Origin of the sequence: Klebsiella sp. 10982 (assembly GCF_048589245.1) — a bacterium.
In the GTDB taxonomy this organism is placed as follows: domain Bacteria; phylum Pseudomonadota; class Gammaproteobacteria; order Enterobacterales; family Enterobacteriaceae; genus Klebsiella; species Klebsiella quasivariicola.
In genome coordinates this window covers 1-25,536 of record NZ_JBMAXV010000005.1, presented here as the reverse complement: position 1 = coordinate 25,536, position 25,536 = coordinate 1, and the positions used below count along the sequence as shown (strand labels likewise).

At 62.4% G+C, this 25,536-nt stretch carries 21 protein-coding genes; 11 read left to right on the top strand and 10 right to left on the bottom strand.

Going from position 1 to position 25,536, the window contains the following annotated elements:
- The first annotated feature begins 5 nt into the window (after positions 1–5).
- Positions 6–947 carry a carbohydrate kinase family protein gene (locus ACKLKD_RS05760; RefSeq protein WP_025714582.1) on the top strand — a complete coding sequence of 314 codons (942 nt, stop codon included), beginning with the start codon at positions 6–8 and terminating at the stop codon, positions 945–947.
- A 42-nt stretch (positions 948–989) separates the two neighbouring features.
- On the opposite strand, the gene ACKLKD_RS05755 is transcribed toward ACKLKD_RS05760, so the two are convergent.
- Genes ACKLKD_RS05755 through ACKLKD_RS05745 form a run of 3 tightly spaced genes read right to left on the bottom strand, consistent with a single transcriptional unit; the run spans position 990 to position 3,970 of the window.
- A complete protein-coding gene (locus tag ACKLKD_RS05755) occupies positions 990–2,018 on the bottom strand; it encodes a 2-hydroxyacid dehydrogenase (protein WP_087806427.1) in 1,029 nt (342 codons plus the stop codon).
- Positions 2,015–3,349, bottom strand: coding sequence for an FGGY-family carbohydrate kinase (locus ACKLKD_RS05750; RefSeq protein WP_087806429.1), 1,335 nt, complete (start codon positions 3,347–3,349; stop codon positions 2,015–2,017). The genes ACKLKD_RS05755 and ACKLKD_RS05750 overlap by 4 nt, the downstream gene beginning before the upstream one ends.
- A gap of 12 nt (positions 3,350–3,361) precedes the next feature.
- Entirely contained in the window at positions 3,362–3,970 is a 609-nt protein-coding gene (locus ACKLKD_RS05745; RefSeq protein WP_008805607.1) for a methylthioribulose 1-phosphate dehydratase, read from the bottom strand.
- 451 nt (positions 3,971–4,421) lie between these two features.
- On the opposite strand from ACKLKD_RS05745, the gene codB reads away from it, so the two are divergent.
- The 7 genes from codB to ACKLKD_RS05710 all read left to right on the top strand — a co-directional run bounded on the left by codB (position 4,422) and on the right by ACKLKD_RS05710 (position 12,941).
- The gene (codB, locus tag ACKLKD_RS05740) at positions 4,422–5,684 is read left to right on the top strand and encodes a cytosine permease (protein WP_025714579.1); all 1,263 of its coding nucleotides are present in this window, start codon (positions 4,422–4,424) and stop codon (positions 5,682–5,684) included.
- Positions 5,681–6,916, top strand: a complete 1,236-nt coding sequence (locus ACKLKD_RS05735) for a PucR family transcriptional regulator (protein WP_025714578.1) — start codon at positions 5,681–5,683, stop codon at positions 6,914–6,916. The genes codB and ACKLKD_RS05735 overlap by 4 nt, the downstream gene beginning before the upstream one ends.
- Positions 6,913–8,151, top strand: a complete 1,239-nt coding sequence (codA, locus tag ACKLKD_RS05730; protein ID WP_025714577.1) for a cytosine deaminase — start codon at positions 6,913–6,915, stop codon at positions 8,149–8,151. The genes ACKLKD_RS05735 and codA overlap by 4 nt, the downstream gene beginning before the upstream one ends.
- 145 nt (positions 8,152–8,296) lie before the next feature.
- Positions 8,297–9,247, top strand: coding sequence for a LacI family DNA-binding transcriptional regulator (locus tag ACKLKD_RS05725; RefSeq protein WP_165931882.1), 951 nt, complete (start codon positions 8,297–8,299; stop codon positions 9,245–9,247).
- A 121-nt stretch (positions 9,248–9,368) separates the two neighbouring features.
- Positions 9,369–10,178, top strand: a complete 810-nt coding sequence (locus ACKLKD_RS05720; protein ID WP_087806431.1) for an inositol monophosphatase family protein — start codon at positions 9,369–9,371, stop codon at positions 10,176–10,178.
- Between the two features lie 110 nt (positions 10,179–10,288).
- Complete coding sequence (locus tag ACKLKD_RS05715) at positions 10,289–11,647, top strand: MFS transporter (protein ID WP_025714574.1); 1,359 nt, start codon at positions 10,289–10,291, stop codon at positions 11,645–11,647.
- 25 nt (positions 11,648–11,672) lie between these two features.
- A complete protein-coding gene (locus ACKLKD_RS05710; protein ID WP_025714573.1) occupies positions 11,673–12,941 on the top strand; it encodes a histidine phosphatase family protein in 1,269 nt (422 codons plus the stop codon).
- Between the two features lie 49 nt (positions 12,942–12,990).
- On the opposite strand, the gene mtnA is transcribed toward ACKLKD_RS05710, so the two are convergent.
- Positions 12,991–14,019 (bottom strand): S-methyl-5-thioribose-1-phosphate isomerase, encoded by a 1,029-nt coding sequence (gene mtnA, locus ACKLKD_RS05705; RefSeq protein WP_025714572.1) that lies wholly within the window; start codon positions 14,017–14,019, stop codon positions 12,991–12,993.
- Between the two features lie 101 nt (positions 14,020–14,120).
- On the opposite strand from mtnA, the gene mtnK reads away from it, so the two are divergent.
- On the top strand, positions 14,121–15,320 hold the full coding sequence (mtnK, locus tag ACKLKD_RS05700) for an S-methyl-5-thioribose kinase (protein WP_025714571.1): 1,200 nt from the start codon (positions 14,121–14,123) through the stop codon (positions 15,318–15,320).
- Between the two features lie 297 nt (positions 15,321–15,617).
- Here mtnK and ACKLKD_RS05695 read toward each other — a convergent pair whose 3' ends face one another.
- From ACKLKD_RS05695 to ACKLKD_RS05680, 4 genes are all read right to left on the bottom strand, one after another.
- On the bottom strand, positions 15,618–16,859 hold the full coding sequence (locus tag ACKLKD_RS05695; protein ID WP_025714515.1) for an LVIVD repeat-containing protein: 1,242 nt from the start codon (positions 16,857–16,859) through the stop codon (positions 15,618–15,620).
- A 102-nt stretch (positions 16,860–16,961) separates the two neighbouring features.
- On the bottom strand, positions 16,962–18,026 hold the full coding sequence (locus tag ACKLKD_RS05690) for a sugar ABC transporter substrate-binding protein (protein ID WP_025714514.1): 1,065 nt from the start codon (positions 18,024–18,026) through the stop codon (positions 16,962–16,964).
- Between the two features lie 20 nt (positions 18,027–18,046).
- Entirely contained in the window at positions 18,047–19,045 is a 999-nt protein-coding gene (locus ACKLKD_RS05685) for an ABC transporter permease (protein WP_002894035.1), read from the bottom strand.
- Positions 19,042–20,544 carry a sugar ABC transporter ATP-binding protein gene (locus ACKLKD_RS05680; RefSeq protein ID WP_025714513.1) on the bottom strand — a complete coding sequence of 501 codons (1,503 nt, stop codon included), beginning with the start codon at positions 20,542–20,544 and terminating at the stop codon, positions 19,042–19,044. The genes ACKLKD_RS05685 and ACKLKD_RS05680 overlap by 4 nt, the downstream gene beginning before the upstream one ends.
- Before the next feature lie 163 nt (positions 20,545–20,707).
- On the opposite strand from ACKLKD_RS05680, the gene ACKLKD_RS05675 reads away from it, so the two are divergent.
- Positions 20,708–21,796: an oxidoreductase gene (locus ACKLKD_RS05675; protein ID WP_080897289.1), complete on the top strand. Its 1,089-nt coding sequence runs from the start codon at positions 20,708–20,710 to the stop codon at positions 21,794–21,796.
- 57 nt (positions 21,797–21,853) lie between these two features.
- Positions 21,854–22,597 carry an SDR family NAD(P)-dependent oxidoreductase gene (locus tag ACKLKD_RS05670; protein ID WP_012968723.1) on the top strand — a complete coding sequence of 248 codons (744 nt, stop codon included), beginning with the start codon at positions 21,854–21,856 and terminating at the stop codon, positions 22,595–22,597.
- Between the two features lie 220 nt (positions 22,598–22,817).
- Here the strand turns inward: ACKLKD_RS05670 and ACKLKD_RS05665 are convergent, their stop codons facing one another.
- Positions 22,818–23,015 carry a YbdD/YjiX family protein gene (locus ACKLKD_RS05665; RefSeq protein ID WP_002893903.1) on the bottom strand — a complete coding sequence of 66 codons (198 nt, stop codon included), beginning with the start codon at positions 23,013–23,015 and terminating at the stop codon, positions 22,818–22,820.
- 105 nt (positions 23,016–23,120) lie between these two features.
- Positions 23,121–25,226 carry a pyruvate/proton symporter CstA gene (gene cstA / locus ACKLKD_RS05660; RefSeq protein ID WP_080897290.1) on the bottom strand — a complete coding sequence of 702 codons (2,106 nt, stop codon included), beginning with the start codon at positions 25,224–25,226 and terminating at the stop codon, positions 23,121–23,123.
- Between the last annotated feature and the right edge of the window lie 310 nt (positions 25,227–25,536).

The window sequence follows — 25,536 nt, the reverse complement described above, 5'->3', positions numbered from 1 at the left end:
GAACGATGGCAACCTTTGACGCCGTGTTTGTCGGCCTGACTATTCTGGATATCGCCGGGCGCCCGGTGGTGGCGATCCCGCCGCGCGGCGGCGTCGCCTTTATTGAGCAAATTCGCCTCAACCCCGCCGGCACCGCCGCCGGGGCCAATATTAACGCCGCGAAGCTGGGGATCCGCACCGCAGCGGTGGCCTGCCTGGGTGAAGATGAAAAGGCCGACTTTATCCTCGCCAGCTATGCCCGGCTGGGCATCGACTGCTCGCTTATCCAGCGCACCGCGCTGAAAGAGACCTCGGCGACGATCCTGCCGATTCGCCCCAACGGCGAGCGTCCGGCCCTGCACTGCCGGGGCGCATCCGACGCCCTGTTCGTCAGTGAAGCGGAATTTGACGCCGTCCTCGACTGTCGTTTCCTGCATCACGGCGGGACCGGACTGCTGGCGGCAATGGATCAGGGGCAGAGCGCGCGGCTGTTGCAGGCGGCTAAAGCGCGCGGAGTCACCACCAGCTTTGACCTTATCGCCCCGAATGAAGAGACCCTGGAACTACTGCGGCCCCTGCTGCCGTCGGTGGATTATTTCATGCCTTCGCTGGAGGAAGCCGCTTTTCTCTGCGGCGAGACCCAGCCGGAGGCCATCGGCCGTTTCTTCCTGGCGCTCGGCGTGGGCACCTGTATTCTGAAAGACGGCGAGAACGGCTCCTGGCTTATCCGTGGCGATGGCGCGCTGGAGCATATTGCGCCGTGGCCCGTCGAGGCAGTGGATACCACCGGCTGCGGCGACAGCTACTGCGGCGGGTTTATTGCCGCGCTGGCGCGCGGGCTCAGCGTGAAAGCAGCGTGTGACGTCGCCTCGGCGGTGGCCGCGCTGGTGGCAACCGGGATGGGATCGGATGCCGGGGTGGTAGACTGGGAACAGACCCAGGCTTTTATGGCGGCCCATCGCCCCTGACGTTGGACCCACGCCGCTGCAGGACGCGGCGGCGCAAGCGGCTTAACGCCACGGGTACAGCAGCGGCTCCCCGGCAACATAGCGCTGAAGATCGGCGGCAATCATCGCCGTGTGTTTGGCGATACTCTCCCGGGTGGCTCCGGCAATATGCGGCGTGATGATCACGTTATCGAACTCGGTGACAAAAGGATGATCGCGCCACAGCGGTTCGCGGTGATAGACATCCAGCGCCGCGCCGCCCAGCGGGCCGTGACGCAGGGCATCAATCAGCGCAGCCTCGTCGACCACCGCCGCGCGAGAGGTATTGATCAGCAGCGCGCCGGGCTTCATGCTGTTTAACAGCGCCGCATTCACCAGCCCGTCGCTGTGCGGCCCGCTGCTCAGATGCAGGCTGACGATATCCGCCTCGCGGAACAGCGCCTCCAGGGTCGTTTTCTGTAACCCTGGCTCATTAATATCCTCTGCGGCGACGAACGGATCCACCACCAACACCGCCATACCGAACGCCCGGGCGATACGCGCCACCCGGCGGCCAATGTTGCCATAGCCCACCAGCCCCAGCGTTTTATTGCGCAGTTCACTGCCCTTAAACACTTCATAGGGGCTTTCCGGGCTCACGTCCCAGACCACATCCCGCCGCAGGCCCTGCCGGGTGGCGGCTGCGGCATTGTCAGCCTGCGTGAATTCCCCCCGCTTCAGCGCCGCATGGGATTGCGGAATATGGCGCGCCAGGCTGAGCATCAGGCCAAACGTCAGCTCCGCGGCGGCATCGGCATTGCGCCCCGGGGTATAAAGCACCCGGATGCCGCGCGCCTGCGCGGCCTGGGTATCAATATTCACTGGATTGGCGCGGGTGCAGGCGATTACCTGCAGGCGCGGACAGGCGGCCATTACCGCGTCCCTCACCTCATCATAGCTGGTCACCAGCACCTCGGCGTCGTGGGCCAGCTCAATCAGCTGACCGGCGCTGAGCTTCGGTTTGCCCAGCGCCCATCCCTCCACCAGCAGCTCGCCCAGCGGGTGGAAGGCGCTAAGGTCGCCAGCATGCTCGGCGGTAAAAACGATTTTCATGGTTGTAGGTCCTGAGAAAAAGATTGAAGGGCGGCCTGCCTGGCCTGCCATACCGGCAGCATCTGCTCGCGCAGCAGGCGGTAAACGGGATACAGCGCCGCGTAGCGGGCATGCGCCTGAGGGCGCGGCTGATAGCGGGTCTGCGCCAGCGGAGGCGTCCCGGCCAGCGCCGCGACGCTGCGGGCCGCCAGAATCGCCGCGCCGCGCGCGCTCAGTTCGTTAAAGGCGCTGGAGACCACCGTGCGTCCGGTACAGTCGGCGATAATCTGCAGCCAGGTCGCCGAGGCTGCGCCGCCGCCGGTCAGATACAGCTCGCCGCCCTGCGGATAACCCTGCAGCGCATCGACAATGGCGAAGGCCAGGCCTTCAAACACCGCGCGCTGCAGTTCGGCGCGGGTGGTGTGCGGTCTAATGCCAAAAAAGCCGGCCCGCGCGTCCGGGCTGTAAAACGGCGCGCGTTCGCCATTGAGGTACGGCTGCCAGAAGACGCCGCCGCTGCCCGGCTCCACCTCCGCGATCGCCTGCTCCAGCCGATCCAGATCGGCGTCCAGCGAAATATGCTGCTGCAGCCAGTCAATGTTTGGCGTACCGGCCTGCATCGGAAACAGCGAGATCACCTGCCCGGCTTCGGTATGGGTGACAAAGCGCGTCGCCTCGTTCACCGTCTGCGGGCCGCGGCAGACGATCCCGGTGCAGCAGGTGGTCCCGAGGATCGTGTAGATATCCCCTTCGTTGACCGCGCCGCAGCCCAGCGCGGCGCTAAAGACATCCAGCGCCCCGGCGGCCACCGGCGTCGCGGCGGGCAGTCCGGTCAGCGCCGCCACGCCGGTCAGGCGAAAGCGGATCCAGTCCTTGGCGAAAAACAGATAGCGCGCGGCCGCCAGCCGCGCCGGCTGATACTGTTTCAGCCAGTACAGCTGCAGGCTGGTATTGCAGGGCTGCAGGTGGGTGCCGGTATCGGCGAAATAGCGGCGGTCGAAGCCGGGTCGGCGCAGCAGGTCGCTCATCAGCTCGTGGCTGCGGGTATCGCTCCACAGGATCCCCGGGCCCACCGGTTCACCCTGCGCATCGCTGAGCCAGACCCCCTCCCCTTGCCCGGCGAGGCCGATGGCCCGCAGCCGCCCCGCCTGCAGCGCCGGGTGGCGGGCAATCTGGCGCAGAATAGCCAGCACCGAATGCCACAGCTGGGTCATATCCTGTTCCGCATAGCCATTGGCCGACAGGCGGGGTGACGTGTTTTCCGCGGCGCTGGCGCAGGCGGTGAAATGCTGATCAAACAGCACCGCTTTCACCCGCGAGGTGCCAATATCAATACCAAGATAAAAATCCATACCTGCTCCGGCTCAGGGCTCGTAGCGGCGGCGCATCAGCTCGCACTCGAACAGGAACTCCAGCCCCTCCAGTTGCCGGCGGGCCTCCTGAATATCTTTCCCCCAGCAGGTCAGGCCGTGGCCGCGCAGCAGAAAACCGTAGCGCAGCGGGCGCGTTTGCGCATAATCGGCAATCCGCGCCGCCAGGGCGTCAATATCCTGGTCATTATCGAAGATGGCGACCGGCACGGTATCGAGATGGCTGTGCTGCCCGCTAAGGGTTTTCTGCATTTCATACCCCTGCAGCGCCAGCGTGTCGCTTTTTTCGATGCGCGACAGCACCGTGGCGTTGACGGTATGCACATGCAGCACCACGTTGGCTTCCGGGAACAGGCGATACACCAGGGTGTGCAGGCCGGTCTCCGCCGACGGCTTCCGGCCGGAAGGCGCCTGATTGGTGGCGATCTCAACCTGCAGAAAATCCTCGGTTGTCAGGCTGCCTTTATCGCGGCCCGACTCGCTTAGCCAGCACCAGGTGTCATCCTGACGCACCGACATATTGCCGCCGGTCGCCGGCGCCCAGCCTTTCGCCCCGATCCAATGACAGGTGGTGACCAGTTGCGCGAGTCTTTCTTGCCACATAGCAGTTCCTTAGGTTAGCGATGATTTATTTAGCCGTCTAAATGGCTATTTATCCGATACTAACACCGCTAACCGGAGGGGACAATATTTCAGGAAACACACACAAGACAAATGGTTATACCATAAATGCATATTAAATAACCTTTATTCACAGTGATTTAACCAACCGTTTTCAATACACCGCTATTCTCCACTACTCGCTGGCCAAAAACTGGCGGATCGCCCTGGCTGAAATTCTCCTCCTGCGCCAGGGATGCGCTCGCCGCCCTCCTCTGCCCTGGACTGGTGCAAAACATGGCAGGATGCCCACTAAAATGGCATCTCATCGTCTTTACCCCATCATTACTGTGCACTGTGCACATCCTGTGATATTCCCCGTGCCCGGTTTTTCCTGGCACATCTCTTGCTACTTCCGGCTATCACCGCCCATCTACCAGCCAGAGGTTCCAGGATGTCAAACAGCAATGATTTTCCCCTCGTCGAAGCGCCCGCCGCCGGACGCAAAGGCGTATTTTCCATCGCCATGGTGTTGTTCAGCTTTACCTTTTTCACCGGCACGATGTTTGCCGGCGGCAAACTCGGCGTCTCCTTTTCCATCGTCAATCTGCTGTGGATAGCCGTCATCGGCAACGCCTTGCTGGCCCTCTATGCCGCGTCGCTGGGCTGGATCGCCGCGCGCAGCGGCCTGAATACGGTGCTGATGGGCCGGTTCTGCTTCGGGGAGATCGGCAGCAAGCTGGCCGACTTTATTCTTGGCTTTGCCGAACTGGGCTGGTACGCCTGGGGGACCGCCACGGTCGCTATCTCGCTGGTGAAGATCCTCGCCCTGCCCGAGGCGCTGACCCAGCCGTTGATGGTGCTGTTTGGCATTCTCTTTTGCGTCACCGCGCTGGTGGGCTACAAGGGGCTGGACGCGCTGTCGCGCCTGTCGGTGCCATTGATGTTTGTACTGCTGATGGTCTCCATGTATCTGGCGCTGCACCACGCCGGCGGCTGGCAGGCAATGACCCGCATTGCGCCGAGCGACACCATGACCTGGTCGGCGGCCATCACCATGGTCTTCGGGACCTTCGCCAGCGGCGCCACCCAGGCGACGAACTGGACCCGGCTGGCCAACTCCAGCCGGACCGCCATTCTCGCCAGCATGGGCAGCTTCCTCATCGGCAACGGGCTGATGATCGTCGCCGGCGCCTGGTGCGCCATCGTCTATCAGCAGGCCGATATCGTCGAAGTGCTGATCCTGCAGGGGCTGTCGGTCGCCGCGGTGATCATGCTGTGTCTCAACCTGCTGACCATCCAGGGACCCACCATCTATAACGTCTCTGCCGCCGCCTGCCATCTGCTGCGCAGCGAACGTCGCCGGACGCTGACCCTCGCCGCCGCCGGGGTGGGCATTGTGCTCGCCATCGGCGGGATGTACGAAATGCTGATCCCGTTCCTCGTGCTGCTGGGCAGTATTATTCCGCCCATCGGCGGGGTGATCCTCGCCGACTACTGGTTCGCCCGCGGCGGACGCTATCCCCTGCTGCAGAACGCCCGCCTGCCGCGTTTTAACTGGCTGGGACTCGGCGCCTACGCCGCTGGCGCGGTGGTGGCCTATCTGTCACCGTGGATCGCACCGCTGGTGGGGATCACCGTCTCCGCGCTGGTCTATATCGCCCTGACCCTGCTAAGCAAACGCCAGCCTGCCGCCGTCGCGGAGCAGGAGCCATGAGCCTGACGGTCAGCGAACTGCTGGCCCTTGAGGGACTCTCCGCCCTGCGTCTGCGGGCGGGAAAGCAAGGGCTGCAGCGGGCGGTACGCTGGTACTACGTGGCGGAAAATGAACATATCGCCGAGTGGATCATGGGCGGCGAGCTGGTGTTTATCACCGGCATCAACCATCCCCGGGATGAAGCCAACCTGATCCAGCTGCTGATGGAGGGCAAACAGCGCGGCATCGCCGGGATGGTGATCCTCACCGGCGAGGCCTATATCCACGCTATTCCCGCCACGCTGATCGCCCTTGCCGACGAGCTGGGCATGCCGCTGATCGAGCAGCCCTACCTGCTGAAGATGGTAATTGTCACCGAGCGCATCGGCACCGCGCTGGTGCGCAGCGAAAACGCCCTGCAGTCACAGCGCGACATTCTGATGCAGCTGGTCACCGGCGACTATCCGGATCTGCAGATGCTCCATCAGCGCGCCCTCCACCAGCAGCTCGATTTTACCCGTCCGCTGCGGCTGGCGGCGCTGCGTCTGGAGGGGCTGTCCCGCCTGTTTCGCCAGTTCCCGCCCGAACAGGCCGAAGCCTGGCTGCTGCAGGCCCACCGCAGCGTGCGTCAGCAGCTGCAGCAGCAGCTCAACCAGCAGGGCAATCCCTTTCCGCTGCTGGAGCGCAGCAACATGTTTCTTTTCCTGCTGCCGGATGAGGAGGGAGAAGGCTTTCAGCAGAAAAAATGGCTACAGCAGTGGCTGCAGACGCTGGCGGACGGAGAGGAGAGTTTATCGCTGCTCTGCGGCCTCTCCGCGCCGCTCAGACAGCTGCAGGGTTACCCGCGGGCGCTGTCGCAGGCGCGCCAGGCGCTGGATCTGTGCGATACCCTGCGGCCGACCCAGCGCATCAGCGACTATCAGCAGCTGGGGTTTATCAAACTGCTGTCCGCGGTCAGCGATCCGGCGCTGCTCAACGATTTTATGCACGACACCCTCGGCTGCCTGATCGAGCCGGGCCGCAAAGCGCCGTGGCTGCTGCTGGAGACCCTCGAGACGCTGCTGCAGGAGAACGGCAACGTGGTGCGGGCCGCCGAGCGGCTGGGCCTGCATCGCAACACGTTGCACCAGCGCATCCAGCGTATTGAAAAACTGACCGGCTACCCGGTCAGCCACCCCCAGTTTCATCTCAACGCCTCGGTCGCGCTGGTGATCTGGCGTTTATCGCAAAACCATTTACAGGACCCATTATGAAAATTATTAACGCTCGCCTGCGCCGCCAGGAGGCGCTGTTTACTCTTGACCTGCAGGACGGGATGATTCAGCGCATCACCGCCCAGGCCGCGATGCAGACTGCCGACGCCGGGGATATTGACGCCCGGGGCCGGCTGGCGATCCCGCCCTTCGTCGAGCCGCATATTCATCTTGACGCCACCCTCACCGCGGGCGAGCCGGAGTGGAACCGCAGCGGCACCCTGTTTGAAGGCATCACCCGCTGGAGCCAGCGCAAAGCGAGCATTACCCCAGAGGACACCCGCCAGCGGGCGCTGAAAACCATCGGTATGCTGCGCGATTTCGGCGTCCAGCACGTCCGGACCCATGTGGATGTCACCGACCCGTCACTGGCGGCCCTGAAGGCGCTGCTGGCAGTGAAACAAGAGGCCGCCGACCTTATCGATCTGCAGATTGTCGCCTTCCCGCAGGAGGGGATCGAATCGTACCCCAACGGCCGGGAGCTGATGACGCGCGCCATCGAGATGGGCGCCGACGTGGTGGGCGGCATTCCGCACTATGAGAACACCCGCGACAAAGGGGTCAGCTCGGTGATGTTTTTGATGGACCTCGCCCAGCGTTACGGCCGCCTGGTGGATGTCCACTGCGATGAAATCGACGATCCGCAGTCGCGTTTCCTCGAAGTGCTGGCGGAAGAGGCGCGGGTGCGCGGCATGGGAGCGCAGGTCACCGCCAGCCACACCTGCGCGATGGGCTCTTATGATAACGCCTACTGCTCAAAGCTGTTTCGCCTGCTGAAAGCCTCTGGCATCAACTTCATCTCCTGCCCGACCGAAAGCATTCATTTGCAGGGCCGATTTGACAGCTGGCCGAAACGGCGCGGCGTCACCCGGGTGGCGGAGCTGGATCGCGCCGGCATCAACGTCTGCTTTGCCCAGGACTCGATTCAGGATCCGTGGTACCCGCTGGGGAACGGCAATATCCTGCGCATTCTGGATGCCGGGCTGCACATCTGCCATATGCTCGGCTATGACGATCTGCAGCGCTGCCTCGACTTTGTCACCGACAACAGCGCCCGAGCGCTGTGTCTGGGCGATAATTACGGCCTCGCCGAAGGCCGCCCGGCTAACCTGTTGATCCTCGATGCGGAAAACGACTACGAAGCCGTCCGTCGTCAGGCACGGGTGCTGACCTCCATTCGCCACGGCAAGGTGATTTTGCAGCGTGAGGTGGAGCACATCCGCTACCCGGCATAAGGCGCAAGGCGCTGCGCGTCGGCGCCTTTCTGTGATACCTTTTCAGGCAGTGTGCGTGACCGACGCCCGCCCGGGCGTCGGCTTCCTGGAAAACAGACGGCGCGAAACGACGATGAGCGATAAAAAATGGATTAAGGCCGAGGACGTGGCCAGACTGGCCGGCGTCTCGCGCTCGGCGGTCTCCCGCACCTTCACCCCCGGCGCCTCGGTGTCGGAGAAGACCCGGCAGAAGGTGCTGAGCGCCGCGGAAACCCTGGGCTATCAGGTGAATATCATCGCCCGGACGATGATCACCGGCAGCAGTAATTTTATCGGCATCGTTACCGCCGGTTTCGACAACCCGTTTCGCAGCAAACTGCTGGCGCCGCTGGTCCATCAGCTGGCGCTCAATGGCTTTATGCCGCTGCTGATGAACGCTGACGATCCGCAGCAGCTCGCCCCCTCGCTTAAACAGCTGCTGAGCTATCACGTCGCCGGGGTGATCATCACCTCCGGCGCGCCGCCGCTGTCGCTGGCGGAAGAGTATCTGGCGCGCAAGATCCCCGTCACCCTGATCAACCGCCATGCGGACCTCGCCGGCTGCGACCGGGTGTGCAGCGATAACGCCCAGGGGGCAAAGCTGGTGGCGGATCTGTTCAGTCGCCGAGGCTGGCAGCAGGTTGGCTTTATTGGCGAAAATCGCGAGAACTTCAGCACCCGTCAGCGCTATGAGGCTTTTATCGCCCGGACGTCGGGCATGACGGTGAGCAGCCGCTTCTGCGACGGCGGCGGCTATCAGGCCGGCTACCAGGCCGCCAGAGAACTGGTTGCTGAAAACCCCGGGGTGCAGGCGCTGTTCTGCGCCACCGATATGCTGGCGCTGGGCGCCCTGGACGGCCTGCGGGACGCCCCCGCCCCGCTGCGGGATATCGTCGGCTTTGACGATATCCCGCAGGCGGACTGGCAGCCCTATCAGCTCACCACCGTTCAGCAGAATACCGCCCTGCTGGCCCACCACGCAGTGGATCTGTTGATGACGCGGATCGCCCGCTTCAGCCTGCCCACGCGCCATCGCGAAGTGCCAGTGAAACTAATTATTCGCCATAGTGCGAAATGAAAAAATCATTTTATGCTGGGGCGATCACAGAATCTTCTGCGAAACCCGGCCACACTCATTCAGCCCTTCGGGGCTGTTTTTTTCACGCAAAATGCACACGTGTGCAAAATAGGGAGTCACTATGCAATCTCAGGAATCAGAAGCGCTACAGGCCCGCTACCGTCTGGCCTGCGAGCTGGCGAAAGCGGGGGCTGAGCTGGCGTTTGAATTCTATCAACAGCGCGAGGCGCTGACCGTCGACCATAAAGGCGATGACCTGCAGGATGTGGTCAGCGTGGCCGACAAACGGGTGGAGGCCTTTGTCAAACAGCGCATTCAGAGCGCGTTTCCGGAGGATGGCTTTCTCGGCGAAGAGAGCGGCACTCGCCTGCCCGACGCCCGGGTGCTGTGGGTGGTCGACCCCATCGATGGCACCAGCTGTTTCCTCAACGGCCTGCACACCTGGTGCCTGTCGCTGGCGATCGTCGCCGACGGCGAACCGGTCATCGGCGTGGTCTACGACCCTAACCATCGCGAGCTGTTTCATGCTCTGCGCGGCCATGGCGCCTGGCTCAACGACGCCCCGATCCATCCGCACCCTGCGGCGACGGTCAAAGAGGGCGTGATGGGCGTCGGCACCTCGCATCGCGTCACCCCGGCGGACTTTCTGCCGTTTCTGCAGGCGCTGCTCAGCGACGGCGGTATGTTTATCCGCAACGGTTCCGGGGCATTGATGAGCGCCTGGGCGGCGGCGGGCCGGTTGATTGGCTACTACGAGCCGCACATGAACCCGTGGGACGCCCTGCCGGGGCTGGTGCTGATGCGCGAAGCGGGCGGCGCCAGCAACGATTTTCTGGCGCAGGAGGGGATCCGGCGCGGCAATCCGCTGCTGCTGGCCAGCCAGACGCTCTACCCGCAGCTGAAAAAGATGATCCCACAACCCTTACATTAACCCTTACGGGTCAGGCTATCTCTGATTATGTACTCTACACAGTAACGATAACTTCACTCACGGACGAACCACATCAATCAGTCACGCCTCCGACCTGCGGAGAACCACCTATGTCTGGAATTATCGCTTTTTTCCGGGCGTCGCCGCCGAAAGCGGGCGCCGCGTTTGATGAACACCGTTTTCGCCGGGTGCGCTGGCAGACTTTTATCGCCATGACCCTGGCCTACGTCACCTTTTACGTCTGCCGGTTATCGTTCACCGTCGCCAAAAGCGCGCTGGTGGAGCTGGGGATCACCCCGACGGAGCTGGGCATGATCGGCTCCACCCTGTTCTTCAGCTACGCCATCGGCAAACTGGTCAACGGCTTTATCGCCGATCACGCCAACGTGGTGCGCTATATGAGCCTCGGTTTATTGCTCAGCGCCGGGATGAACCTGATGATGGGGATGACCACCAACGCCCTGCTGCTGGCCATCTTCTGGGGGATCAACGGCTGGGCGCAGTCGATGGGCGTCGGCCCCTGCGCGGTCTCGCTGGCGCGCTGGTACGGCGTTAAGGAGCGCGGCACCTTCTATGGCATCTGGTCGACGGCGCATAATATCGGCGAGGCGGTGACCTATATGGTGATCGCCGCGGTGATCGCCGGATTTGGCTGGCAGATGGGCTACCTGTCCACCGCCGCGCTCGGCGCCGCCGGGGTGGTGCTGCTGGTGCTGTTCATGCACGATTCGCCGCAGAGCAGCGGCTTTCCGTCCATCAACGTCATCCGCGATGAACCGCAGGAGGAGGCCGAAGCGCGCGGCTCGGTGTTTAAAAACCAGCTGCTGGCGCTGCGCAACCCGGCGCTGTGGACTCTCGCCCTCGCCTCCGCTTTTATGTACATCGACCGCTACGCCGTCAACTCGTGGGGGATCTTCTTTCTCGAGCAGGATAAAGCTTATTCGACGCTGGAGGCGTCCGGGATTATCGGCGTCAACGCCATCGCCGGCATCGCCGGGACCATCATCGCCGGTATGCTCTCCGACCGCTTTTTCCCGCGCAACCGCAGCGTGATGGCCGGGTTTATCAGCCTGCTGAACACCGCCGGCTTCACCCTGATGCTCTGGTCGCCGCACAATTACTACACTGATATTCTGGCGATGATTATCTTTGGGGCCACCATTGGCGCCCTGACCTGCTTCCTCGGCGGGCTGATCGCCGTCGATATCTCCTCGCGCAAAGCCGCCGGGGCCGCGCTCGGTACCATCGGCATCGCCAGCTACGCCGGGGCCGGCCTGGGCGAGTTTCTCACCGGGATCATTATTGATAAAACGGCGATCCTCGAGAACGGCAAAACGCTGTATGATTTCAGCACGCTGGCGCTGTTCTGGGTGGGTACCGGTCTGGGTTCCGCGCTACTCTGTTTTACCACTGCCGCCATCGTCGCCCGGCGCCATGCCGTCGAACGGCAGACCTCGTTCTCCTCATAACCGATTAACGAATAAGGAAGAAGATATGATGCCTGCAAGACATCAGGGGCTGTTACGCCTGTTTATCGCCTGCGCGCTGCCGCTGCTGGCGCTGCAATCTGCCGCCGCCGCGGACTGGCAGCTGGAGAAAGTGGTCGAGCTCAGCCGCCACGGTATCCGCCCGCCGACGGCCGGCAACCGGGAAGCCATCGAGGCCGCCACCGGACGACCGTGGACCGAGTGGACCACCCATGACGGCGAGCTCACCGGCCATGGCTATGCCGCCGTGGTTAACAAAGGACGTGAGGAAGGCCAGCACTATCGCCAGCTCGGCCTGCTGCAGGCGGGATGCCCGACGGCGGAGTCGATTTACGTGCGCGCCAGCCCGCTGCAGCGGACGCGGGCGACCGCCCAGGCGCTGGTGGATGGCGCCTTTCCGGGCTGCGGCGTCGCTATCCATTACGTCAGCGGGGACGCCGATCCCCTGTTTCAGACCGACAAGTTCGCCGCCACGCAAACCGACCCCGCCCGCCAGCTGGCGGCGGTGAAAGAGAAGGCCGGGGATCTGGCGCAGCGTCGGCAGGGGCTGGCGCCGACTATCCAATTATTGAAACAGGCGGTTTGTCAGGCCGATAAACTCTGCCCGATCTTCGACACCCCGTGGCAGGTCGAGCAGAGCAAAAGCGGAAAGACCACCATTAGCGGACTGAGCGTGATGGCCAATATGGTGGAGACGCTGCGTCTCGGCTGGAGTGAAAACCTGCCTCTCAGCCAGCTGGCGTGGGGCAAGATCACCCAGGCCAGGCAGATCACCGCCCTGCTGCCGCTGTTAACGGAAAACTACGATCTGAGCAACGATGTGTTGTATACCGCGCAAAAACGCGGGTCGGTGCTGCTCAACGCTATGCTCGATGGCGTCAAACCGGAGGCGAATCCGAACGTACGCTGGCTGCTGCTGGTGGCCCATGACACCAATATCGCCATGGTGCGCACGCTGATGAACTTTAGCTGGCAGCTGCCGGGCTACAGCCGGGGAAATATCCCGCCGGGCAGTAGCCTGGTGCTGGAGCGCTGGCGCAATGCGAAGAGCGGGGAACGCTATCTGCGGGTCTATTTCCAGGCGCAAGGCCTCGACGACCTGCGTCGTCTGCAGACGCCGGACGCGCAGCACCCGATGCTGCGTCAGGAGTGGCGTCAGCCGGGCTGCCGTCAGACCGACGTCGGTACGCTGTGTCCCTTCCAGGCGGCTATTACCGCCCTCGGTCAGCGTATCGACCGGCCGTCCGCCCCCACGATAACGATGGTTCTGCCGTAGCGGCGCGGGCCCGGGAAAGCCGTTTTTTCCAGGCCCGGCACGGTGTCTGCTATCCGTTGTCCGGCGCAAACGCCCCGGCGGCGACCTGCGCCGGGGTGACCAGCCCGCTGTCCAGCACCCAGCCGCTTATCAGCCCAGCAGGCGTGACGTCGAACGCCGGATTGTAAACGGCAGCCCCCGTCGGCGCCCACTGTACCGCGCCGAAGCTGCCCGCCACCCCGGTCACTTCCGCCGCGGCGCGCTGCTCAATGGGGATCGCCGCGCCGTTCGGGCAATAGCGGTCGAGGGTAGTCTGCGGGGCAGCGACGTAAAACGGGATCTGGTGATAATGGGCCAAAACCGCCAGAGAGTAGGTGCCGATTTTATTCGCCACGTCGCCGTTGGCAGCGATACGGTCGGCGCCGACCCACACCGCATCCACCTGCCCCTGAGCCATCAGGCTGGCGGCCATTGAATCGGTGATCAGCTGATAGGGCACGCCCAGCTCGCCCAGCTCCCAGGCGGTTAAACGTCCGCCCTGCAGCAGCGGCCGGGTTTCATCGACCCACACGTTGGTCACTTTTCCCTGCCGGTGCGCCAGCGCGATAACCCCCAGGGCGGTTCCCACCCCGGCGGTCGCCAGGCCACCGGTGTTGCAGTGGGTCAGCAAACGGCTGGCGGGCCGCACCAGCGCACTGCCCGCCTCAGCGATGCGGTCGCACAGCTGTTTATCTTCTTCGACCAGACGCAAAGCTTCCGCTTCCAGCGCCTGCGGGTAATCTTCCCGGGCCAGCGCTTGCTTCATGCGATCCAGATTATTCATCAGGTTGACCGCCGTCGGCCGCGCCGCGCGCAGCGTCTCCAGCGCCTGCTGGAGTTCATCCCGGTTCAGGCCGCGCTGGGCCAGCAGAGCCAGCAGCAGGCTGGCGGACAGGCCAATCAGCGGCGCGCCGCGCACCCGCAGGGCATGAATATGGTCCACCAGCAGCGCAACGTTATCCGCCGCCAGCCAGCGTTTTTCCTGCGGCAAGGCCTGCTGGTCGAGAATAAAAAGCTGATTTTCACTCACCCGCAGGCTGGTGGTCTGTATTGTCTGCATGTCGTTAAATCCCTGTTGCGTTGTTGTATCACATTGTGTCAGGATGGAATCCAGAAGTATAGACGTCTGAACGGCTTAATCAGAATTCGAGGATCGAGGCAATGTCGCAATACCATACCTTCACCGCCCACGATGCCGTGGCTTACGCGCAGCAGTTCGCCGGCATCGACAACCCATCTGAGCTGGTCAGCGCGCAGGAAGTGGGCGATGGCAACCTCAATCTGGTGTTTAAAGTGTTCGATCGCCAGGGCGTCAGCCGGGCGATCGTCAAACAGGCCCTGCCCTACGTGCGCTGCGTCGGCGAATCCTGGCCGCTGACCCTCGACCGCGCCCGTCTGGAAGCGCAGACCCTGGTCGCCCACTATCAGCACAGCCCGCAGCACACGGTAAAAATCCATCACTTTGATCCTGAGCTGGCGGTGATGGTGATGGAAGATCTTTCCGACCACCGCATCTGGCGCGGGGAGCTTATCGCTAACGTCTACTACCCGCAGGCGGCCCGCCAGCTTGGCGACTATCTGGCGCAGGTACTGTTTCACACCAGCGATTTCTATCTCCATCCCCATGAGAAAAAGGCGCAGGTGGCGCAGTTTAGTAACCCGGCGATGTGCGAGATCACCGAGGATCTGTTCTTTAACGACCCGTATCAGATCCACGAGCGCAATAACTACCCGGCGGAGCTGGAGGCCGATGTTGCCGCCCTGCGCGACGACGCCCAGCTTAAGCTGGCGGTGGCGGCGCTGAAGCACCGTTTCTTTGCCCATGCGGAAGCGCTGCTGCACGGCGATATCCACAGCGGGTCGATCTTCGTTGCCGAAGGCAGCCTGAAGGCCATCGACGCCGAGTTCGGCTATTTCGGCCCCATTGGTTTCGATGTCGGCACCGCCATCGGCAACCTGCTGCTTAACTACTGCGGCCTGCCGGGCCAGCTCGGTATTCGCGACGCCGCCGCCGCGCGCGAACAGCGGCTGAACGATATCCACCAGCTGTGGACCACCTTCGCCGAACGCTTCCAGGCGCTGGCGGCGGAGAAAACCCGCGACGCGGCGCTGGCTTACCCCGGCTACGCCTCCGCCTTTCTGAAGAAAGTCTGGGCCGACGCGGTTGGCTTCTGCGGCAGCGAACTGATCCGCCGCAGCGTCGGGCTGTCGCACGTCGCGGATATCGACACTATCCAGGACGACGCCATGCGTCATGAATGCCTGCGCCACGCCATTACCCTCGGCAAAGCGCTGATTGTGCTGGCCGAGCGTATCGACAGCGTCGACGAGCTGCTGGCGCGGGTACGCCAGTACAGCTGAGTGCGGCCTGTTTTCCCTCACCCCGGCCCTCTCCCATAGGGAGAGGGAGCAAAACCTAAAAAAGGCCATTGTCATTGCCTTTTTGCGTTTACCTTGCCCTCACCTCGGCCCTCTGCCACAGGGAGAGGGAGCAAAGCCTAAAAAGTGCAATCTTCTGGGATTGCCCGGCGGCGCTGCGCTTGCGCGGGCCTACAGATAACCGCATAACGCTTTGATGTTGCAGTCTTTCGTAGGCCGGGTAAGGCGAAAGCCGCCACCCGGCAGACATGCGAGCACAATTTTGCGTTTACCTTACCCTCACCCCAGATACTCAATCACCGACAGCCCGCCGTTGTAATCGGTGCTGTAGATAATGCCCTGCGCATCGACAAACACATCGCAGGACTGGATCACCCGCGGCCGGCCGGGACGGGTATCCATCATTCTCTCAGGCGCCGCCGGCACCAGCGCCCCGGTCTCCAGCGGACGATACGGGTTGGAAATATCGTATGCCCGCACGCCAGCATTCTGATAAGTGGCGAAGATAAGCGTCGAGCTGACAAAGCTGCCGGGACGGTTCTCATGCAGGTTGTGCGGGCCAAAATGCGCCCCTTTCGCCACATAATCCGCTTCGTCCGGCTGCGGGAAGGTGGCGATGCTCACCGGGTTTGACGGCTCGCGGATATCAAACAGCCAGATCAGCTTCTCGCCGTCCTCCTGGTTGTCAAGCACCGCTTCATCCAGCACCACCAGCAGATCGCGATCCGGTAGCGGCAGCGCGGTATGCGTTCCGCCGCCGAACGGCGGGCTCCAGTTGCGATGGCTAATCAGCCTCGGCTGGGTACGATCTTTGACATCCAGCAGCGTCAGGCCGCCGTCGCGCCAGCTGCCGTAGGCGGTATCCCCGGCAATAATGGCGTGATGCAGCGCATAGCGTTTGCCCTGCGGCCAGTCCGGTGTTTCACCGCCCGCCTGGTGCATCCCCGGCAGCCACCAGCGCCCGGCCACTTCGGGCTTACGCGGGTCGGCCAGATCGATGGTCAGGAAGATGTAGTCGGTAAAACCGTCAATCAGCGCGGACACATATGCCCAGCGCCCGCCGACGTACCAGATGCGGTGAATACCGATGCCGTTAAGCGACAGGAAACTGATTTCCCGCGGCTGCGCGGGCGTGGAAATATCAAAGATGCGCAGCCCGGCGCTCCAGCCTTTGTCCTGCACATCGCTGACCGTGTCGCCCACCGAGCGGGTGTAGTAGACTTTCTCATCAGCAAAACGGGCGTCGGCAAACAGATCCCGGGCGTTGATCACCAGCAGCAGATCGTCATGCGCCTGCAGATGCACGTTCCAGGTGCCCGGCGGCGCGGCAATATAGTTGACGGTGGTGGGCCGGGTCGGATCGCGAACATCGACCACGGAGAAGCCCTGCGACACCATATGGCCGATATAGGCGAATCCGCGATGCACCATCAGCTGCACGCCGTCCGGACGACCGCCCTGATCGCTATGGCCAATCAGCCGCATATTGCGGCTGTATTCGGGGGAAGGTAATGCTGACATAGGGGATCCCTTTCGCCCGGTGGCATGGTTTTCCCCCTCTCCCTGTGGGAGAGGGCCGGGGTGAGGGCACCAGGCCGCCCCCCACCGCCACCCGGCTTGATTTTATTTGTTTTTCGCTTCCAGCGTCGCGAACCACGGCGCGATAAAGTCTTCGGTCTGGCCCCAGCCAGGGATAATTTTCCCCAGCGACGCCACGTTCACCGCCCCCGGCTGGGCCGCCAGCAGCGCCTGCGGAATCGCCGCCGCCTTGAAGTCGTAGGTGGCTGGCGTCGGCTCGCCGGCGATCTTATTGGCGATCAGCCGCACGTTGGTCGCGCCGATAAGCTTCGGGTCCACCGCCACGCTCACCTTCCATGGGCTGCCGGCTTCGCGCATCAGCTGCAGATCCTGGTTGGAAATATCAATGCTGTAGAGTTTGATCTCGGTGCGGCCGTTTTCTTTCAGCGCTTTATAGGCCCCCTGGCTAAAGGCATCCCAGGTGCCCCAGATCGCGTCGATTTTCCCTTTCGGATACTTGGCGAGGATCGCCCCCACCTTGTTGGCAGTGTCGCCCTGCACATCGGATGACACGGCGCCGATCGACTCCAGCTCTTTAATCCCCGGATTTTGCTTCAGCAGCGTCTGGTAAGCCGCCTGACGGCGTTCCATCGGCGGGAAGCCCGCTACCCACAGCTTGACGATGTTGGCCTTGCCGTTGAAGTCTTTCACCAGCTGGCCAAAAGAGAGCTCGGTCAGCGACGCGTCATCCTGCTGACTGACCGTCACCCCGGGGATCTCACCGCTCACCGCGGTATCGAACACCGCCACTTTGATCCCGGCATCCACCGCCTTCTTCACCAGGGCGGTGGAATACGGGTCACGCCCCTGGGAGAGAATAATGCCATCGTATTTCTGGCTGATGGCCTGGTTGACGAAGTCCTGGAATTTGGCGTCATCGCCGTTGCTCAGGAAGGTGCTGATTTTGAAACCGAGCTTTTTGCCTTCCTGCAGCGCCCCGGCGACAAACTGGGTGGTGTTATCGTCAGACCCCAGGTTGCGGATCACCGCAATACGGATCGGGCCGCTGTGCTCGGCAATCGCCGCCGGCACCGGCGTCGGGGCAGTCGCCAGCGCCGCCGTCGACTGCAGCAGACCCAGCGTCATCAGAGAGAGTGCGATCTTTTTCATGCTGTTTACCCTGTAAAATGTTAAGTACGGCGCTGAAAATAGGTCAGTGCCAGCGCGCCAGCCAGGACCAACCCTTTAATAATGTCCATCGCGTAATACGGCACCGAGAGCATCACCAGCCCGTTGGAGAGCACGCCGAGGATCACCGCCCCCACCAGCGTCCCCAGGGCGTTCGGTTTACCGGAGCCCGCCAGCGAAAAGCCGATCCATGCCGCCGCCACCGCGTCCATCAGATAGCCGCCGCCGGCGTTGACCTGCGAGGATCCGATACGCGAGGCCAGCAGAATGCCGCCCAGTCCGGCCAGCAGCGAGGCAATCACGTATGCTGCGACTTTGTAACGAGTGATCCGCAGGCCGGAGAGCCGCGCGGCTTCCGGGTTGCCGCCGATGGCGTACATCCGCCGTCCGTGGGTGGTGAACGACAGCGCCAGCTGGGCGACCAGCGTCACCACCAGCATGATGATGACGATGGTCGGCACCTGCCCCAGCGCGCCAAAGGCCGCCGGGATAGTGCCTTCCGCCATCTCGCCGCTCGGCAGCACCATGTTTTCAGTAATCGAACCGCCGTAGCTGTAAGTCATCGCCACGCCCTGAATCACAAACAGGCTGGCCAGGGTGGCGAGCATGTCAGGAATGCGCAGCACCACGATCAGAAAGGCGTTAAACAGCCCCACCAGGGTGCAGAGCGCGAGGGTGATCAGAATCGCTTCGGTGGTCCCCAGGCCATGCCAGACAAACAGGGAGATCACCAGCGCGTTAGCCAGCGATGCCGTCGATCCCACCGACAGATCAAAGCCGCCAATGGTGAGAGAAATCGACACCCCGATGGCAATCACCGTGACAATCGCGATCGAGCGCAGAATGTTGATGATGTTGAACGGATCAAGGAAGTTGTCCGAGGCGAGGCCAAAGACCGCCACCAGCAGCACCACGGTCAGCAACATGCCCCACTTATAGAGAAAATCAAAAAATCGCTGACGGCCCGATACCGTCGCGTTCACTGCCAGGGCCTTGCTCACGCTGCCGCTCCTCCGGTTGAATAATAAAGTAACGTCTCTTCCCGGGCTTCCGCGCCGGGGATCTCCGCCACAATCCGTCCGTCCCATAGCACGCAGATGCGGTCGCATAAACCGACCAGCTCGGCGAATTCACCCGAGGCATAAATCACCCCTTTGCCTTCCCGCGCCAGACCATCGATCAGCATGAACAGATCGGTTTTCGCTTTCACATCGACCCCTTTGGTCGGTTCGTCAAAAATCAAAACATTGGCATGACTGCGCAGCCATTTGCCAATGGCCACCTTCTGCTGGTTGCCGCCGGAAAGACGGCGCAGCGTCTGCCCCGGGCCAGTGGCGCGCACGCCGAGGCGGGCAATCACCTCCTCAGCCCAGCGCCAGGCCTGCCGATGGCCAAACAGGCTCCAGCGCGAAAAGCTGTTATCGGCGCTGACCGCCAGGTTCATCGCGATCGGCTCTTCGATGAAAATGCCCTCTTTGCGCCGCTCCTCCGGGACCAGCGCCAGGCCGCGCCCCACCGAGTCGGCCGGGTCGCGCGGTCGCCACGGCTGGCCGTTCAGCTCGCCACGCTGCACCCGGCTTTTGCTGGCGCCGAACAGCGCTTTGCACAGCTCGGTTTTGCCCGCGCCGGCCAGCCCGGCGATACCAAGAATTTCCCCCTTCCGCAGGCGCAGCGAAATATCCTGCAGCAGCGCCTCATCATGCAGACCGTCAACCTGCAGCAGCACCTCTTCGCCGTGCGGCGGGCGCGGCGGCGGAAAGATATCGCTCAGCTCGTGGCCCAGCATCTTTTCGACGATCTGTTCGCCGCTCAGCGGCGCCATCGGGCCGCTCTCAATCAGTCGCCCGTCGCGCAGCACCGTCAGGGTGTCGCAGATTGCCTTCAGTTCATGGATACGATGCGAAATAAACACCACCCCGATCCCCTGCTGCTGCAGACGGCGTACTACCGCAAACAAGCGCTCACTTTCATGCTGATCCAGCGGCGCGGTGGGCTCATCGAGGATCAAAAAGCGGCAATGGTGCGACAGAGCGCGGGCCAGCAGGATTTGCTGTTTTTCGGCGAGCGTGCAACTGTCAATGGAGCGCCTGACGTCCAGCGCCACGTCCAGCTGCGCCAGCGCCTCGCGCGCCAGCTGCCGAACCCGCGACCAGCGAAACGCCATGCCCGGCTCCGCCAGCCTGTCCAGCATGATGTTTTCCGCAATGCTCAGGCCCGGCACCAGCGCCACATCCACCTCCTGCTGCACCAGGTGGATCCCCAGCTGTTTAGCATCCCGCGGCGAACGAATGGTGACCGGCTGGTTGTTGATCGTCACCTCGCCTTCATAATGCGCGTGGGTGCCGCACAGCACCGCCATCAGCGTCGACTTACCCGCGCCGTTGGCCCCGGTCAGGGCATGCACCGACCCGCCATGGAGGGTAAAGGCCACCTTGTTCAGTGCCTGAAAGCCGGAGAAGGCCAGGCTAATGTTATGCATCTCAAGGCGGTTCGCGCTCATCACTGTTCCCGTGCGGTAATTAATCTTCTGATTTAACGAATTTTTCATAGCCGCCGCTGGCTGACAACTGCGTAAAAAGCATAAGATACAACGAAATAATATTAGCCATCTGGATGTCCAGACATAACATCAGTTTAGCCCAACACCTATAAGGACAGCGTTCATGAGCAACAGCGATATCCGCGTCGTACCCGGCCCGGCCAACTATTTCTCCCACCCTGGCAGCCTTGCGCGGCTGAGCGATTTTTTCAGCGCCGACCAGCTCTCGCGAGCGGTGTGGGTCTATGGCGAGCGCGCCCTGGCCGGCGCCGAACCTTTTCTGCCAGCGGTCTTCCACCTGCCGGAGGCAAAAAAGATCCGCTTTCCCGGTCACTGCAGCGAACGCGACGTGGCGGAGCTGGTGCAGGCCTCCGGTGACGATCGGACGGTAGTGATTGGCGTCGGCGGCGGCGCGCTGCTCGACAGCGCGAAAGTGCTGGCCCGCCGCCTGGGGGTACCGCTGGTGGCCATCCCGACTATCGCCGCTACCTGCGCGGCGTGGACGCCGCTCTCGGTGTGGTACAGCGACGCCGGACAGGCCCTGAATTTTGAGATCTTCGATGACGCCAACTTCCTGGTGCTGGTCGAACCGCGCATCATTCTCAACGCCCCGGCGGAGTACCTGCTGGCGGGCATTGGCGACACCTTAGCCAAATGGTATGAGGCCGTGGTGCTGGCGCCGCAGCCGGAGGCGCTGCCGCTCACCGTGCGGCTGGGGATTAACGGCGCGCTGGCGATCCGCGACGTGCTGCTGGCCAGCAGCGAAACGGCGCTGGCGGACCAGCGCCGCGGCGATCTGACCCAGGCGTTTCGCGATGTGGTGGATGCGATTATCGCCGGCGGCGGGATGGTTGGCGGGCTGGGGGAACGTTACACCCGGGTCGCCGCCGCCCATGCGGTGCACAACGGACTGACGGTGCTGCCGCAGACGGAAAAATTCCTCCACGGTACCAAGGTGGCCTACGGCATTCTGGTACAGAGCGCCCTGCTTGGTCAGGACGATGTGCTGGCGCAGTTAGTGCAGGCGTATCAGCGCTTTAACCTGCCGACCACCCTGGCGGCGCTGGAGGTCGATATCAATAACCGCGCAGAGCTGGAGCGGGTCATTGCCCATACCCTGCGCCCGGGCGAGTCGATTCACTATTTACCGGTGGCGTTAACCCCTGAGGTTCTGCGCGCGGCGTTTGAGAAGGTGGAATACTTCAGCCGTTAATCACCCCGACCGTCTATACCTAATGATGATGCTCACCACTCTCGCAACGAGGTCATCATGCAGATCGATTTAACAGGTAAGAAGGCGCTGGTTACCGGCGCCAGCCGTGGGTTGGGTCGCGCAATTGCGCTGTCGCTGGCGCGCGCCGGCGCTGATGTGGTTATTACGTATGAAAAATCGGCCGATAAAGCCCAGGCGGTCGCCGATGAAATAAAGGCGCTGGGTCGGCACGGCGAGGCGGTACAGGCCGACAGCGCCAGCGCGCAGGCGATTCAGGATGCCGTCACCCATGCGGCCCGGTCCCTCGGCGGGCTGGATATTCTGGTCAACAACGCCGGGATCGCCCGCGGCGGTCCGCTGGAATCCATGACGCTGGCGGACATTGACGCCCTTATCAACGTCAATATTCGTGGGGTGGTCATCGCCACCCAGGAAGCGCTGGTGCATATGGCCGATGGCGGACGGATCATCAACATCGGCAGCTGTCTGGCTAACCGCGTGGCCATGCCGGGCATCGCGGTTTACGCCATGACCAAGTCCGCCCTCAACGCCCTAACCCGTGGCCTGGCGCGTGATTTAGGCCCTCGCGGGATCACCGTTAACCTTGTCCATCCCGGGCCGACCAACAGCGATATGAACCCGGAGGATGGAGAACAGGCGGAAGCCCAGCGCCAGATGATTGCGGTCGGTCACTACGGCCAGCCGGAAGACATCGCCGCGGCGGTCACCTTCCTCGCCAGCCCGGCCGCCGGGCAGATCTCCGGTACGGGGCTGGACGTGGATGGCGGATTGAACGCCTGATCGCACATTTTCTGCAAGCCTCTGTCGCCGGGCAGAGGCCTTTCCGCGCCGCCTCGACGGGTTGCGTTTTGCCTCTTACGTGCGTTTACAGATGGCAGAGATCGACGACGATCTGGAATATATTGAAATCGAACACGATTGCTATGATGACGTAATGCTGCCAGGTGAAGTATGCGACGTGGTGCATAAAGAAAATCAGCCTCTATCTGCCGAAAGAGGGCTAGCAGCACTTCGCCCCGCCCTTGCCGCCGTAACGGGCGTCCTGGCGTTCGCGAAAGAACTCTTCGTAGGTCATCGGCGTCTGATCCGGGTGGGTTATTCGCATGTGCTCGACGTAGTTATCGTAATCCGGCACGCCGATCATCATCTTCGCCGCCTGGCCCAGGTACTTACCTGCTTTGGAAAGGGTGTCAAACATAAGTCATTTCTCTTTTGTTTCCCTCACCCCGAGCCTCTCCCAAAGGGGAGAGGGAGGATCGGAAATGTAGGCCGGGTAAGGCGAAGCCGCCACCCGGCACACCAGTTAATGCGCCCCTTTCGCCTGGGTCTCAATCGCGTCCAGGTTTTCAGGCATTGGCTCATACGGCGTCTCTTTCGCCGTCGGTTTGTCCTCTTTCAGCGCCGCCAGCGCGGTTTTAATCGAGAACAGCGCCAGCACCACCACCACAATCATAAAGAAGATGGTCAGCCCGGCATCGAGACGGTTGTTAAACACCAGCTGCGCCAGCTGTGATTCGGTATATTGCGGCGGAATGGTGCCGCTGTCGATCATCGCCTGGAATTTATTGGCGATCGCCAGGAAACCCACTTTGGTATCGGGGCTAAACGACTTCTGCCAGCCGGCGGTCAGGGTACAGATCAGCAGCCAGCTGGTCGGCAGCAGCGCCACCCACGCGTAGCGCTGGCGTTTCATCTTGAACAGGACCACCGCACACAGCATCAGCGCCATCCCCGCCAGCATCTGGTTGGCGATACCGAACAGCGGCCACAGGGTGTTAATCCCGCCCAGCGGATCCACTACCCCCTGATGCAGGAAGTAGCCCCACGCCAGCACGCACAGCGCGGTCGCCAGCAGGTTGGCCGGCAGCGAGCTGGTTTTTTTCAACCCGGGGCTAATCACCCCCAGCAGATCCTGCAGCATAAAGCGCGCCGCACGGGTGCCGGCATCAACCGCCGTCAGGATAAACAGCGCCTCAAACAGAATAGCGAAGTGGTACCAGAACGAGACATCCATCAGCCCGCCCAGCGAGCCGTGCAGGATATAAGCCATCCCCACCGCCAGGGTTGGCGCGCCGCCGGCGCGGGAGATAATCGACTGTTCGCCGACCTCCCTGGCGATTTGATTCAGCGTATCCGGGGTAATGCTAAAGCCCCAGCCACTCACCACCTGCGCCGCCGAGGCCACGACGTCAGTCGTCCCCGCCGGCGCCAGCACCGCCATCGGGCTGTTCATCGCGAAGTAGACGCCCGGATCGATAATACAGGCCGCCACCAGCGCCATAATCGCGACGAAGGATTCCATCAACATGCCGCCGTAGCCGATAAAGCAGGCCTGCCCTTCGTTGGCCAACATTTTCGGTGTCGTGCCGGAGGAGATCAGCGCATGGAAGCCGGAGACCGCGCCGCAGGCGATGGTGATAAACAGGAACGGGAACAGGTTGCCGGTCCATACCGGGCCGGTGCCGTCAACGAACTTGGTCAGCGCCGGCATGGTCAGCGTCGGGCGCATAATCAGAATGCCAATCGCCAGCCCCACAATGGTGCCGATTTTCAGGAAGGTGGAGAGGTAGTCGCGCGGGGCCAGCAGCAGCCAGACCGGCAGTACCGCGGCCACAAAGCCGTAGCCCACCAGGATCCACGTCAGCTGTACGCCGGTATAGTCAAACCACGGCGCCCAGGTCGGGCTTTCTGCCACCCAGCCGCCGGAGATGATGGCGAACACCAGCATCACCAGGCCGATCACCGACACCTCGCCGATGCGTCCCGGACGCAGATAGCGGATGTAGATGCCCATAAAGATCGCCAGCGGGATGGTAAAGGCGACGGTGTATGTCCCCCACGGACTGTGGGTCAGCGCTTTCACCACGATCATCGCCAGGACCGCGAGGATGATCACCATGATCATAAAGCAGGCCACCAGCGCCAGGACGCCAGCGGTCGGCCCCATCTCCTCTTTAACCAGTTCGCCAAGCGAACGGCCATCGCGACGGGTAGAGACAAACAGCACCATAAAGTCCTGCACGGCGCCGGCCAGCACCACGCCGGCGAGGATCCAGATCATCCCCGGCAGGTAGCCCATCTGCGCGGCAAGCACCGGCCCTACCAGCGGCCCTGCGCCGGCGATGGCGGCAAAATGGTGACCGAACAGCACTTTTTTGTCGGTTGGAACGTAATCGAGGCCATCGTTATGCCGCACCGCGGGCGTCATGCGCGTTGGGTCAACGCCGAGGACGGTTTTGGCGATATACAGGCCGTAAAAACGATACGCGATCAGATAAACGCAGACCGCCGCGACGACAATCCACAGCGCGTTGATCTGCTCACCCCGGTTTAAGGCGATATAGCCGAGGGCAAAGGCGCCGATGACGGAGAGCAGTGTCCAGATGAGGTATTTCCCTGAATTATTCATTGTTATGGTCCACCGGTAGGGTAATCAGGATGTTACATTTTGTTTCTAGATCACAACGCAGAATTTAACAACACCGAAACAACGCAGATGCCGTACACCCACAGAGATTTGTCTCACATTGCTAGCGAGATCACTTAAGGCAGGAAAATGAATGAAAGGATTACCGTGAAAGGTGCCGTTTTTTTGTCGGGTGGCGGCTAACGCCTTACCCGACCTAGGGATCCATAGCCCGGCTCAGCGTAGCTCGAGCAGGGAAATTCCCGGATGGCGGCGCGCTGCGCCTTATCCGGGCTACCCATTGCGCCGATCC